8 protein-coding genes are annotated in these 14,858 nt (G+C 41.8%); 3 read left to right on the plus strand and 5 right to left on the minus strand.

Features of this window, described 5'->3' with window-relative positions; genetic code table 11:
* Positions 1 to 362: 362 nt before the first annotated feature.
* From LPH68_RS18690 to LPH68_RS18700, 3 genes are all read right to left on the minus strand, one after another.
* Positions 363 to 1,334 carry a tyrosine-type DNA invertase cluster 3b gene (locus LPH68_RS18690; RefSeq protein WP_008019040.1) on the minus strand — a complete coding sequence of 324 codons (972 nt, stop codon included), beginning with the start codon at positions 1,332 to 1,334 and terminating at the stop codon, positions 363 to 365.
* A gap of 180 nt (positions 1,335 to 1,514) precedes the next feature.
* Positions 1,515 to 2,711 carry a heparin lyase I family protein gene (locus LPH68_RS18695; protein WP_008021459.1) on the minus strand — a complete coding sequence of 399 codons (1,197 nt, stop codon included), beginning with the start codon at positions 2,709 to 2,711 and terminating at the stop codon, positions 1,515 to 1,517.
* A gap of 123 nt (positions 2,712 to 2,834) precedes the next feature.
* Complete coding sequence (locus LPH68_RS18700; protein ID WP_004316589.1) at positions 2,835 to 3,386, minus strand: DUF4738 domain-containing protein; 552 nt, start codon at positions 3,384 to 3,386, stop codon at positions 2,835 to 2,837.
* A gap of 241 nt (positions 3,387 to 3,627) precedes the next feature.
* On the opposite strand from LPH68_RS18700, the gene galB reads away from it, so the two are divergent.
* On the plus strand, positions 3,628 to 6,075 hold the full coding sequence (galB, locus tag LPH68_RS18705; protein WP_151923838.1) for a beta-galactosidase GalB: 2,448 nt from the start codon (positions 3,628 to 3,630) through the stop codon (positions 6,073 to 6,075).
* A 132-nt stretch (positions 6,076 to 6,207) separates the two neighbouring features.
* Here galB and LPH68_RS18710 read toward each other — a convergent pair whose 3' ends face one another.
* Together LPH68_RS18710 and LPH68_RS18715 are read right to left on the minus strand one after the other, a co-directional pair.
* Positions 6,208 to 6,894 (minus strand): TrkA family potassium uptake protein, encoded by a 687-nt coding sequence (locus tag LPH68_RS18710; protein WP_151923839.1) that lies wholly within the window; start codon positions 6,892 to 6,894, stop codon positions 6,208 to 6,210.
* 4 nt (positions 6,895 to 6,898) lie between these two features.
* Entirely contained in the window at positions 6,899 to 8,728 is a 1,830-nt protein-coding gene (locus LPH68_RS18715; protein WP_004312468.1) for a TrkH family potassium uptake protein, read from the minus strand.
* 132 nt (positions 8,729 to 8,860) lie between these two features.
* On the opposite strand from LPH68_RS18715, the gene LPH68_RS18720 reads away from it, so the two are divergent.
* Together LPH68_RS18720 and LPH68_RS18725 are read left to right on the plus strand one after the other, a co-directional pair.
* Entirely contained in the window at positions 8,861 to 10,231 is a 1,371-nt protein-coding gene (locus LPH68_RS18720) for a TrpB-like pyridoxal phosphate-dependent enzyme (RefSeq protein ID WP_004312469.1), read from the plus strand.
* 208 nt (positions 10,232 to 10,439) lie between these two features.
* Positions 10,440 to 14,501: a two-component regulator propeller domain-containing protein gene (locus LPH68_RS18725; protein WP_004312470.1), complete on the plus strand. Its 4,062-nt coding sequence runs from the start codon at positions 10,440 to 10,442 to the stop codon at positions 14,499 to 14,501.
* Positions 14,502 to 14,858 lie beyond the last annotated feature (357 nt).

Raw genomic sequence — 14,858 nt, forward strand, 5'->3', positions numbered from 1 at the left:
TACTGATTTTGGTTTCGTTAAAATCATATTTTTTTACCCCATGTGATTCCGTTACTTCTTAGGTAACGGATAACACATACACGAAACGTACATTATGATGAAAATAGAAATCACGCACATGACAAAGGCGTAGAATGTGGAAAGGCCTAATACTCAACGGGAAAAATCTAGAGATTAGGCAATAAAAAGTATAGAGCATGGAAATAAGGTTATTTCATGTTCGGATAGTTTTTTGCTCTATGTTTCAGATAAAACGAAAAAAAGTGGAGGAATATTTGCTTTCTATTCGTGTTTTTGTCTATCTTTGCGTCAAATTTAATTCCGTTACCTAAGAAGTAACACACATAGTTTAATTCTAATTATCAACACTTTACTATTCTATCACCACTTACACAGCAATTTCTAACGTAAGATAAATTCCCTTTATTTACTTCCGTACGTTCTTTTAGTCCAAAGCCTTTCAAGTAGATTTGTGTCGTTTTTATAGATTTGTGCCCCAATGATTCACTAATCATTTCAATGGAGACTCCCCGATACTTCGCAGTCGTTGCCCAAGAATGACGAAGCGTATAGGAAGTGACGGGAGATTGCAAATGCAAGGTTCTTGCCAGGTCCTTCAGAGAATTATTAAATCGACGGAGAGCGGACTGATATTCCCGGTAACCTCTTTCATCCGTCCGTTTTTTATCCCCACGAAGAATATCAAACAGATAATCCGGACAGTCAGGATGAGAATCTTCTTTGCTACGGAGCTGGTTAATCATTTCCTTTGCCGTATTCAGCACTTCCACGCTCATTGGAGTTTTAGTTTTGATACGATTGTATCGCAACACATTCTGATCGAGTGCCGATTTCTCCAGATGGGCTAAATCAGCGAATGACATTCCGCAAAACTGGAACATCAGGGCGGCAATAGCTTGCGTACGACGTAAACGTTCCGATTTGGGATCCTCATACAGAAGCTTATACAATTCCGTAGCAGGCAAAGCCTTTTTCTGGCGGACATCCACACCTGTATAGACATCATGAAACAGTCGCGGAACGTATGGCGCACTGCCCGCTTCCACTCCACGGTTATAAATACTACGAAGCATACGCATGTACGTAGAAATCGTATTGGGCTTCAAGCCACACTCATAAAGATACTGGCCGTAACGTCGTAAACGTTCACGGGTGATCTGTCTGAACGACACATTAGACGTGCCGCAAAATTTGCTGAAAGAAAAGAGGGCATTCTTGTAGACATGCGCCGTAGAATACCGTCCCTCCTTCCGCAAACGACCGATGTAGAATTCCGCACACCGGTTAAATCCATTTTTGTTCATCATTTGCATCACTAATAATTTTATATATTATACCATTTGGCAAGCAACAAAAAAACAAATCTTTTTGCAGAATTGAAGCACACTTGACAAATGCGATATTATTTTTTCAGATTATTAACCTATAAAAAAATATCCGGATGCCCACTAAACGGACATCCGGATATCACTCTCTTTCTACCTTCTGACTAATTACCTCTCTGAATAGTTTGCCAGATTGTAACATACCGGCTTCGTGCTATTACCTACGCGGTAGATACCGAACTTAAAGTAATAACCATCATCGTCGTTACGTCCAATCATGATTTTCTCATTGTCTACAATGTGTTTATTAACCTTTTTCCCTTTTTCCTGATAGTCCATCTGTACATCGAGCATACCCGGCTTTACAATTGTTTCCGCCTCTTTGCCATAGACTGTCCAATCGATATGAATACGGAATGTAATCCAACAATCTTTCGGAAAATCGGCGAAAGGCATTTTGTAAGCAATGGTCGATGCTTTATATGTAGATGTCACAGGTTTCATAACCGGTGTCTTTTCCGGATTTGCGTTGCAACGGTCGTCTTTATCAGTCAGCCATTTACGGTCGGAATTTGCTTTGATGTAAAACCATCCGCCTGAAAATCCGAATGCCAATGGAGGATAGCCACCTTGTTCCACCAGCCATCCGTTAGCCTTTCCGGCTTGATAAACGGGATTGCCTTGTTTGTCTTTCACCGGATTACCTTGCTTGTCCAGCTTGGGTTTCTTTTCGTATCCCATGTTTTTCTTAAAAATAGTAGTCTTGTCCAGTTCCATGAACTCATCAGCTGTCAGTTTCTTCACTTCACCCTGTGGAGTCTGTACCAAAGTACGATCCGGCATTCCATGCCATTGAGCAAAAATGGTGGAAACATCACTGCCTAATGTAGAAGGGATATATACCGAAAACTCATAATCGCGGGAAGCACCTTGCGGACAAATACCTTTTCCATGATGATATACAGTTTTCATTATTTGTGCTTTCTTATATGTATCGGCTGGTTTGCCTTTGAAATCATCGGAAGTTGCATAACAATAAGAAAATTCCGCACGCCCTTTTGTTTCCCCCGCTGCATATCCGGATAATGTGTTATCATCTTCTTTCAGTTCAAAACGATAAGAAGGTTTTCCGTTGAACATAAGGTTGAAATCACGTTGAATGGCATGCGCTTTTTTAGCTCCGACTGCTACCCAGCAACCATCTATAATCTGATTGACACATGCCGAATCTGCCTGTACATTTACACGCTCGGTCAGTGGCACCAAAGTCTGTGTTTCTATAGCCGGACCGGGTTTCTCGACTTGTTCAGCCATCGCCGTGCATCCTGATGCCAGCACGCAAATAATAAAAATGCTTTTCTTCATTCTATTCGATATTAAGTTTGTTGACGGTGCAAAAATACGAAAGGCAACCTCATCGGTTGCCTTTCGTTTGTCTCAAATGTTTTCACATTTGTGTAATTTTGCTGTCAACACCTGCCTGGAGGCTTAATTGGGTGCTTCATCGTTCAAATCTTCTTCAAGCATATCGACTTTCTGTATGCTCATTTTTCCATCAGCAGTGATCGTTATAGAAAGCGGCATATACAAATCTGTCTGCGGATAACAAACACTTGCGGCATATACAATGCCCTGCGGAGTGGTCTTGTCGTATACAATTCCTTCCAATATAGATTTCGAGAGAAATTTTGCATCGACTACGGATGAAAAATCATTCTTGGTAAATGTCTTGTTCAATACCGTTTCGTTACCGCGTGTCAGGTGCAGCACTATTTTATTATCGACATAAGTATCTCCCATCTCATTTGTTACATGAGGCAGACTTTCGTCCGGAGTACGTGAAACAAAGGAATGATAATCTTTTCCTTTGAATTTAAAGTTAGTTTCGCTCTTAGACGTCTGCATACGCTGCAATCCGTGAGCATCTATACTGTCTATTCTTGCCAGCAGCGACTGATTATCTGAAGATCCTTTTTTACCGCCACATGCAGTCACAGCCACCGCCAACGGCAACAAAAGCAAATAAATTAGTTTTCTCATACGTAAGTTTTCTGTTTATAAATAGATGGCAAAGGAACAAAAAGAGCGGGATATTTACAAGTGTAACCGACATTTTTCCTACATTTGAAGGAAAGAAGGAATGGAAAGGCTATCACAAAGGGGGGCTTGACAACAGTGGCAAACCGGCCAGTGCATTTAATGCTTTCAAGAGATAAGATTATTGAATCCTTTTTTATAACTTTACGCCGAATCCAAAATATTTTATACCTGAAAAGTAAAAATGAACATGAAACACCCCAAACAGTTAGTAACTGTACTTTTGATGGGCGCCGCCTGCACTATGCAAGCGCAACGCAGTGAGGCACTGCTGGAGAAGAACTGGAAATTCAGTAAAGGAGATTTTAAAGAGGCCAGTCAGCCGGAGTTCAATGACACTAAATGGGAATCGGTTGTTATTCCACACGACTGGGCGATTTTTGGTCCATTCGACATGAACAATGACCTCCAAAACGTAGCAGTGACACAGAACTTTGAGAAAAAAGCTTCCTTGAAGACAGGACGTACCGGCGGTCTTCCTTATGTAGGTACCGGATGGTATCGTACCAGTTTTGACGCCCCTGCCGACAAAGAAGTGACACTACTTTTTGACGGTGCCATGAGTGAAGCGCGTGTCTACATCAACGGAAAAGAAGCTTGTTTCTGGCCTTTCGGCTACAATTCTTTTCACTGTAATGTGACTTCCTTATTGAATAAAGACGGTAAAAACAATACGCTTGCCGTGCGTTTGGAAAACCGTCCGCAATCTTCGCGCTGGTATCCGGGAGCAGGTCTGTATCGCAATGTACACCTGATTGTGACTGACAAAATCCATGTACCTGTATGGGGAACGCAAATCACAACTCCTCACGTCAACAAGGATTTTGCAGCCGTACGTCTCCAAACGAAGATAGACAATGCCGGTGAGAAAACAGCCATCCGTGTAGAGACGGAAATTCTTTCTCCGGAAGGTAAAGTTGTTACCCGGAAAGAGAATACAAGCCGCATCAATCACGGACAACCTTTTGAACAAAATTTTATTGTAAACGCACCCGAACTCTGGTCGCCGGAAAGTCCGTCGCTTTACAAGGCTGTCTCTAAAATTTATGCGGATGATAAACTGGTAGATACTTACACCACACGTTTCGGTATCCGCAGCATTGAATACATTGCCGACAAAGGGTTCTACCTGAACGGGAAACACCGTAAATTTCAGGGTGTATGTAATCACCACGATTTAGGTCCGTTGGGTGCCGCGATCAATGTTGCAGCACTGCGTCATCAGCTTACGCTATTGAAAGATATGGGATGCGACGCGATCCGTACTTCTCATAATATGCCGACTCCCGAACTCGTTGCGTTGTGTGACGAAATGGGATTTATGATGATGATCGAACCGTTCGATGAATGGGATATCGCCAAATGTGAAAATGGTTATCACCGCTACTTCGATGAATGGGCGGAACGTGATATGATAAATATGCTTCATAATTATCGGAATAACCCTTGCGTCATTATGTGGAGTATCGGTAACGAAGTACCGACTCAATGCAGTCCTGTCGGTTATAAAGTGGCCAAATTCCTGCAGGATATCTGCCATCGTGAAGATCCTACACGTCCTGTCACTTGCGGAATGGACCAGGTGAGTTGTGTACTTGCCAACGGATTTGCAGCAATGATTGACATTCCGGGACTTAATTACCGTACGCAACGCTATCAGGAGTCATACGACCAACTCCCGCAGAATCTGATTCTGGGAAGCGAAACGGCTTCTACTGTCAGCTCACGCGGCGTATACAAGTTCCCGGTGGAGGATAAGAAAGGGGCCAAATATGAAGATCATCAATGCTCTTCATACGATGTGGAGGTTTGTCCCTGGTCGAATATTCCGGACGAGGACTTTGCATTAGCTGACGATCATCATTGGACCATCGGACAGTTCGTATGGACCGGATTCGATTATCTGGGTGAACCGTCACCATACGATACGGATTCATGGCCTAACCACAGTTCAATGTTTGGTATCATCGACCTTGCCAGTTTACCAAAAGACCGCTATTATCTTTACCGTAGCGTGTGGAACAAGGAAGCGGAAACCTTACATATCCTGCCTCACTGGACCTGGCCGGGACGTGAAGGTGAAGTGACTCCCATTTTTGTGTACACTAATTATCCTACTGCCGAATTGTTTATCAATGGCAAAAGTTATGGAAAACAAAGCAAGAATAATAGTTCGCTAAAGAACCGCTATCGCCTGATGTGGATGGATACAAAGTACGAACCGGGTGAAGTGAAAGTAGTAGCCTACGACAAAAACGGAAAAGCGGTAGCTGAAAAAGTAGTCCGTACTGCCGGAAAGCCTCATCACATCGAACTGGTAAGCAACCGTAACGAACTGACTGCAGATGGAAAAGATCTGGCTTATGTGACTGTTAAAGTAGTAGACAAAGACGGTAACCTCTGCCCAGCCGATAATCGTCAGATAAATTTCTCGGTAAAGGGAACAGGTAAATATCGTGCTGCCGCCAATGGCGATCCGACGAACCTTGAACAATTCCATCTTCCGAAGATGCATGCTTTCAACGGCATGTTGACAGCTATCCTGCAAGCCGGTGAAACTGCCGGAGAGATTGTATTTACAGTAAAAGCAAACGGAGTGAAAGCCGGAAATATTCGTATTCAGACGAAATAAGGCATACGCTTCAGCATATAACAAACCCACCGGATTTCTTCACTGAAAAGAAGTCCGATGGGTTTCTTCATACAACTATCTCCGAAACTTGCTCACTTGTGCTCAATAAAAGCGACGTTATAAGTACTCTAGCTAAATAGCTTTCCAGAAGGCCTGAAAATCACGATACCTGCCGTAGCAGACCAATTCGTCTCCTTCTTCCACTTTCTCATTTCCCGGTAATTCATTCTTCACATGAAGCTCGGTCAGAGAGATACCCAGGCTGTTGATGATCTTATTCGCCCGTTTCAATCCTATCATTTTTAAATGAAACTCTTCATTCAGGTTTAACTCATTCACAAAATATCCTACAAATTTCTCCGGAACCGTGAACTTCACAACATAATAATCCTGATCGATGCGGAATCCTTCCATGTTAGTACCGAAGTCGAGCAGTTGTACCAGGCTGCGGGCAGCATCTTCTTCCGGAGTCAGGATTCGTTCCAGATCAAAAGCTTCAAGCACTGCTTTATGTACGGCATCAATAGCACGGGCAAAAATACGGGGAACCTTTTTCTGCTTCAACAGGGCAACGACTCGTATCGACGCACCAAAATTCTCTCCAATCGCTACAATAACTATATCCACACTATTCAATGGCAACACTGATAATGATTGTTCGTCAGTGGCATCAATGACAAAAGCTGTAGCAACCTTATCTTTGATGGAGTCTACACGACTTTCGCTTATATCCGCACCTATAATTTCGTGTCCCAAGGCGGACAGTTCTTCCGCCAACACATGGCCGTAATTTCCTAAACCAATAATAATATACTTCATAGCTTTAGTTTATTATGATGTTATCACTTGGATAACGGTATTTTGTATTCTTTTTCTGTTTGACGATTCCCAACATCAATGTTATTAACCCCACACGACCAATAAACATCAACAAAGACACCAATAGTTTGCTTGCGTCGCACAAATGAGGGGTCAGATTCAGACTGGAACCTACGGTACTAAGCGCAGAGACACATTCGAAAGTCAATGCCATAATGGAAACACCCGGTTCGAGTATGCTCAATGTAAAAATAAAAATGAATAAGACTCCCAATGACATGACTACTGTTGCATTGGAACGCCGGATTGAATCGTAAGACAATTCTCTGCCGAACACTTCCACTCGTTCAGTGCCACGCAATACGGCTACAAGATTCAGAACTACGACCGCAAAAGCATTTACTTTCACACCACCTGCCGTGGACTGTGATCCACCGCCCACCCACATCAAGAATAGATAAACCAACAATGTCTGCACGCTCAATGATGCCAAGTCGACACTGCTGAAACCGGCTGTTCGCGGACAAGTGGCATTAAAGAAAGCTTGTGTCCACTTATCTGCCACAGGCATACCGGCAAAAGAACCATTCCACTCAAAAGCAGCAATAGCCAATGTGCCGATTAATAAAAGCAAGAAAGTCATGATTAACACGATTTTCGTATTCAGGTTATAGAGGTGCTGCATTTTATGCCGATCCAGTTTGCGGGTACGAATCAATTTCCAGAAACGACGGAGGTGATACAATACAATATCCTTGAAATTGACAAGGATGGGGAAACCGATACCACCAAAGATAATCAATAGAGAAACGGTAATAAACAACCAATTATGGTTAGTCATCACCATCGGATTTCCTAAATTGCCGGAAAGCGTAGAAAAACCCGCATTACAAAAAGCTGAAATAGAATGGAAAGCAGCAAAACCCAACTCTCCTTCCAGGGTCATTCCCAACGTTCCGTGAATACTAAACCAAATCGAAACCATACCGATCCCTTCAATCACTAAGGTAAAGCCTAATATATATAATAAAGTAGACAGCAAAGAACCTAATGAATTGGAACTAACCATATCACGCACAACAAGCTGGTTGTAGATGGAAGTATTCCCCATGAAGAACATGGCGAAGAAACTGGTTAATGTCATCACTCCCAATCCGCCAATCTGAATCAACAGGATAATGACAACTAATCCCGAAGTGGTGAATGTAGTAGACACATCTACCGGTACCAAGCCTGTAACGCATACGGCACTGGTAGCGGTAAATAAAGAGTCTACCCAGGTGATACCATTTACCGTGCAGCGCGGAAGCATCAACAAGCCTGCTCCAATCAGAATAATAGCCATAAAACTGACTGCCAATATCAAAGACGGATTGGTACGCCGTCCTAACAGACGCACCAGCCCATTGGACAGATTGAGGAAAGAAAGGACTAACAATAACAAAAGATGATAAAACTTCCCATGTAAGAATTCCCAAATATGCAAAATAGCTCCTTCTTCTTCCGGACGATGGAATATAACAGGTACTAACGTGAAATATAACAATCCACTCAAGATCCAAGCTAATCGCCGGTATTGTTTTTTGGTATTCCGGTATTCCAGCGAGATATGTAAAGTTACATCAATCAGAAAGATGATCCAGACAGTTTTATACAATGTCTGTAAATTCGCCACTTCATCAATAGACAAGGGAAAGCCATGTTCATATACTACTCCGACAATCAATAATAATGACGCCAGATAGGTGAGTGCTTCTACCAGCCCTAACAAGATACGCACATAGGGTTTTAGGAGTTTATTCTGATACAATAAAAACTTATGATAAATCTTCATATCATCTTTTTTAACAGGGTCGTGCAAACTTAACTAAAATAACAATCAAACACGATTCTTTGTTGACAAAATTTTCTGAATATTAAAAATTTGACTACTTTTGGCAACAGAAAACTAAAAAACTACAATATTATGAGTGAAAAAAGAAAACGGTATATTCTACCGGAAGAAGAAATTCCACATTACTGGTACAACATTCAGGCCGATATGGTGAACAAGCCTATGCCTCCGTTGCACCCGGGAACCAAACAACCGCTGAAAGCAGAAGATTTATATCCGATTTTCGCAAAAAAGCTGTGTCATCAGGAGCTAAATCAGACGGATGCATGGATCGAAATACCGGAAGAAGTGCGTGAAATGTACAAGTACTACCGCAGCACTCCGCTGGTTCGTGCTTATGGTTTGGAAAAAGCACTCGGCACTCCGGCTCATATCTATTTTAAGAACGAAAGCGTAAGCCCTATCGGTTCGCATAAGTTGAACTCTGCATTGGCACAAGCTTATTATTGTAAAGAAGAAGGAGTTACCAACATTACCACTGAAACTGGTGCCGGACAATGGGGAGCCGCTCTTTCTTACGCAGCCAAGGTTTTCGGCCTGGAAGCTGCCGTTTATCAGGTAAAAATCAGTTATGAACAAAAACCATACCGCCGCAGCATCATGCAAACTTTCGGAGCACAGGTCACTCCTTCTCCATCTATGTCTACCCGCGCCGGTAAAGATATTCTGACTAAACACCCCACTTATCAAGGTTCATTGGGAACTGCTATTTCGGAAGCTATCGAACTGGCACAAATGACTCCCAACTGTAAATATACGCTCGGTTCCGTACTTAGCCACGTGACTCTCCACCAGACTATTATCGGACTGGAAGCTGAAAAACAAATGGAAATGGCGGGCGAATATCCGGATATCGTGATCGGTTGCTTCGGAGGTGGTTCCAACTTCGGAGGTATCTCTTTCCCGTTCATGCGCCACACCATACAGGAAGGGAAAAAGACTCGTTTCGTTGCTGCCGAACCTGCTTCTTGTCCGAAACTGACACGTGGTAAGTTCCAATATGACTTCGGTGATGAAGCCGGATATACTCCATTGCTGCCGATGTTCACTTTGGGACATAATTTTGCTCCTGCTCATATCCATGCTGGTGGGCTTCGTTATCACGGCGCAGGTGTAATCGTTTCACAGTTGCTCAAAGATAATCTGATGGAAGCGGTAGATATACAGCAACTGGAGTCTTTCGAAGCCGGTTGTCTGTTTGCGCAGTCTGAAGGTATTATTCCGGCTCCCGAATCCAGCCACGCTATTGCGGCGGCTATCCGCGAAGCTAACAAATGTAAGGAGACAGGAGAAGAGAAAGTGATTCTTTTCAATCTTTCGGGTCATGGTCTGATCGATATGGCTTCTTATGATAAGTATTTGGCCGGTGATCTGGTGAATTATACATTGAATGACGAAGATATTCAGAAGAATTTAGACGAGATAGGAGATTTAGCTAAATAAATTACCTACCAGTTTCAAGTTTCACCACCGATTACACAGATTAACACAGATTTAATTGTAATTCGAAGATTGTCGATATAAAAATCCGTGCTAATCTGTATAATCGGTGGTATTTTTTCATTCCCTATATTTACTTTCTCTCTATTGAATACCTCCATATAAAAGATTTTGCTATCTTTGATGCCATTATTAATCTTATGAACTAATAATGAACAGCCTTAAAAAAACAACAATCTGTCTACTCTTTCTATGTATAGGGGTTAATTGCGTTTTTTCTGAAGTTCCGGAGCAAATTAACTTCTCTTATATTTCTATTAACGAAGGATTGTCACAAAGCACCGTATTTTCTATCGATCAGGACCAAAGAGGTAATATGTGGTTCGCGACCTATGATGGAGTAAACAAGTATGACGGGTATTCATTTACAGTTTATCAACATAATGAAGAGGATCCGAACAGTATTGCTAATGACATTTCACGAATCGTAAAAACTGACAGTCAGGGACGTGTCTGGATCGGTACGCGGGATGGTTTGTCATATTATGACGAAGAAAAAGACAAATTCAGAAATTTCTTCTACGAGAAAAAAGGCAAACGGCAACAAATCAATGGTATTGCAGAAATCTCACCGGAACAGTTGCTTATAAGCACACAAGAAGGTCTGACTATGTTCGATATTAAAGAATCACGATTCGTTGATGATTCTTTTAGTACCGCTATGCACAAGCTTATAGCTTCAGCTCTTTACAGACAGGGGGATATTATCTATATCGGTACCCCGGTCGACGGGCTTTACAGCTATTCCATTCCTCAAAAGAAACTGGAAAAGATTACTCCGATAACGGAAACAAAACAGATTCAAGCCATTTTGCAGCAATCTCCTACCCGTATATGGGTAGCTACCGAAGGAGCCGGTCTGCTTCTGCTCAACCCGAAAACGAAAGAGGTCAAGGCTTACCATCATTCTTCTTCCAATCCTAAAAGTATCAGTTCCAATTATATCCGCTCTCTGGCACTGGATTCGCAAAATCGCTTATGGATAGGAACGTTCAATGATCTAAACATTTATCATGAAGGAAGCGATTCTTTCGTTTCCTACAGTAGCAGTCCGGTAGAAAACGGCAGTTTGTCACAACGTTCGGTTCGCAGTATCTTTATGGATTCGCAAGGAGGTATGTGGCTTGGAACCTATTTCGGGGGATTGAACTATTACCATCCTATCCGCAACAGATTCAAGAATATCCAGCGTATTCCCTATAAGAATTCTCTAAGCGATAACGTAGTCAGCTGCATTACGGAAGATAAGGATAAGAATTTATGGATAGGAACGAATGATGGCGGTTTGAATCTATATAATACAAAGACGCAACAGTTTACGCACTATATCTTACAGGAAGACGAACGGGAAATCGGTATTGGTTCCAACAATATCAAAGCCGTATATGTAGATGAACAAAAATCACTTGTATATATAGGGACACATGCCGGCGGACTGACTGTTCTCCATCGAAACAGTGGAAAAATGGAAAGTTTCAATCAGCTGAACAGCCAGTTGGTGAATGAGAATGTATATGCAATTCTTCCTGACAAAGGGGGGAATCTCTTATTGGGGACATTAAGTGCTCTGGTTAGTTTTAACCCGGAAAAAAAGAGTTTTACCACCATTGATAAGGAAAAGGACGGTACTCCATTTACTTCACAACGAATCACAATCCTGTTCAGAGATTCCCATAAACGGCTTTGGGTCGGGGGTGAGGAAGGTATATCTGTCTTTCAGCAGGAAGGAATCGAGATAGAAAAGGTGCCTATTCTGCCGGAATCATCTGTAACAAAGACGTTTACCAATTGCATTTACGAGGCTGCCAACGGTATCATTTGGGTAGGTACGCGTGAAGGCTTCTACTGTTTTAATGAGAAAGAAAAGAAAATCAAACGATATACTACGGCTAACGGTTTGCCTAATAATGTGGTATATGGTATTCTGGAAGATACTTTCGGACGTCTTTGGGTAAGTACCAACCGTGGTATTTCCTGTTTCAATCCGGAAACAGAGAGGTTCCGTAATTTTACGGAATCCGACGGATTACAGAGTAATCAGTTTAATACTTCTTCGTTCTGCCGTACTTCAAGCGGTCAAATGTATTTCGGGGGTATCAACGGGATCACTACTTTCCGCCCGGAACTGTTGCTGGATAACCCTTATACGCCTCCGGTAGTTATCACTAAACTTCAACTGTTTAACAAGACAGTTCGTCCGGATGATGAAACTGGTATCCTGACTAAAAATATCAATGAAACAGAAAGTATCACCCTGAAATCATGGCAAACTGCTTTCACGATTGAATTTGTAGTATCCAATTATATTTCCGGACAACATAACACTTTCGCTTATAAACTGGAAGGATATGACAAAGAGTGGTATTATCTGACAGATAAACGTACTGTCTCCTACTCCAACCTGCCACAAGGCACTTATCACTTTTTGGTAAAAGCTGCCAATAGTGACGGAAAATGGAATACTGTACCTACAATGTTGGAAATCATAGTTCTCCCTATCTGGTACAAGACCTGGTGGGCAATCATGATTTTCCTCGCCACTTTTATCGGGTTTATCACTTTCGTCTTCCGCTTCTTCTGGATGCGTAAGAGTATGGAAGCGGAACTGGAACTTGAACGCAGGGACAAGGAGCATCAAGAAGAAATCAACCAGATGAAGATGCGTTTCTTCATCAATATTTCGCACGAGCTTCGCACGCCGTTAACTCTCATCTTAGCTCCTTTACAAGAAATAATCAATAAGATTAGTGATCGCTGGACTCGTAACCAACTGGAATATATCCAACGCAACGCCAATCGTCTGTTGCATCTTGTCAACCAGTTGATGGATTATCGCCGTGCCGAATTGGGAGTTTTCGAGCTGAAAGTAAAGAAAGAGAATGCGCATCAACTGATACAGGATAATTTCTTGTTCTACGATAAACTGGCACGCCACAAGAAGATTACTTATACTCTCCACTCCGAACTGGAAGAAAAAGAGGAACTTTTCGATCCGAATTATCTGGAACTGATCGTTAATAACCTGCTTTCAAATGCTTTCAAATATACAGAAAGCGGGCAAAGCATTACTGTTACGTTGAAAGAGGAAAACAATTGGCTGGTACTGCAAGTTAGTGACACCGGTATTGGTATTCCTATCAACAAGCAGGGGAAAATATTCGAACGTTTCTATCAGATAGAGAGTGAGCACGTAGGAAGTGGTATCGGACTGTCATTGGTACAACGTTTGGTGGAACTGCATCACGGACGTATTGAGTTAGACAGTGAAGAAGGCAAAGGCAGTACTTTCTCTGTTTATCTGCCACAGGATATAAACATCTACAAATCTTCCGAATTAGCTTCTAATGACGCTAAAAATGAGGAGGACCAAGTTTATTCTACCAACTCGAAAGAGATGTATTTCATTGATACGGAAAAAGTAGAAAACGAAACGATCGAAACCGGTGACAAGAAACGTGGTACGATTCTTATCGTAGAAGACAATAATGAAATCCGCCATTATCTAAGTAGCGGACTTGCCGAACTTTTCAATACACTGGAAGCTGGAAATGGTGAAGAAGCCCTGGAAAAGCTGAAAGAGAATGAAGTGGACATTATTGTGACTGATGTCATGATGCCTGTGATGGATGGTATCAAGCTATGCAAGAATGTGAAGCAGAATATTCGTACCTGTCACATTCCTGTGATTATCCTGTCTGCCAAAAGCGAAACCAAAGATCAGATGGAAGGTCTGCAAATGGGAGCAGATGATTATATCCCGAAACCGTTCTCACTGGCTATCCTGACTACGAAGATACAGAATATGATGCGTACCCGCAGGCGTATGCTTGAACGGTATTCCAAATCTCTGGAAGTGGAACCGGAAAAGATTACGTTCAACGCCATGGATGAAGCTTTATTGAAACGTGCCGTTGCCATCGTAGAAAAGAATATGGATAATATTGAATTCTCTACCGACGAGTTCGCCAGAGAAATGAATATGAGCCGTTCTAATCTGCACCTCAAATTGAAAGCTATCACAGGTGAATCGACTATCGACTTTATACGCAAGATTCGTTTCAATGAAGCGGCAAAACTACTGAAGGATGGCCGTTATACAATAGCAGAAGTCAGCACAATGGTAGGATTCAATACACCGTCTTACTTTGCTACGAGTTTCAAAAAGTATTTCGGATGCTTGCCTACGGAGTATATTAAGAAGGCAAAGGGATAAATAAACAACAACGCAAATCCCTAAATATCATGATTTTTACGGAATAGAATCCATAAAAATCATGATATTTAGGGATTTGAAGAAAAAAAGCTTGAAATTTGTTCTTAAATAAAAGAGGCTAATTATGTGACCCCGATCCTAAGACAGTGGAACGCTACACGATATTCTCGAACAATCATATATAATCTTCCGACTGGGTTCATTCAGCTCATTCCCGCACAGTTTTACTCATTTTATGAATTGACCAAGATAAAGTGTTTACATTATGATATACAAAAGATTTATAATCAGCCTAAAGACACCTTCCAAATAATCACTGATTATCAAAACATTACCAACAATCATCATCTATTTTTT

Source organism: Bacteroides sp. 1_1_30, assembly GCF_020982715.1.
GTDB classification, from domain to species: domain Bacteria; phylum Bacteroidota; class Bacteroidia; order Bacteroidales; family Bacteroidaceae; genus Bacteroides; species Bacteroides xylanisolvens.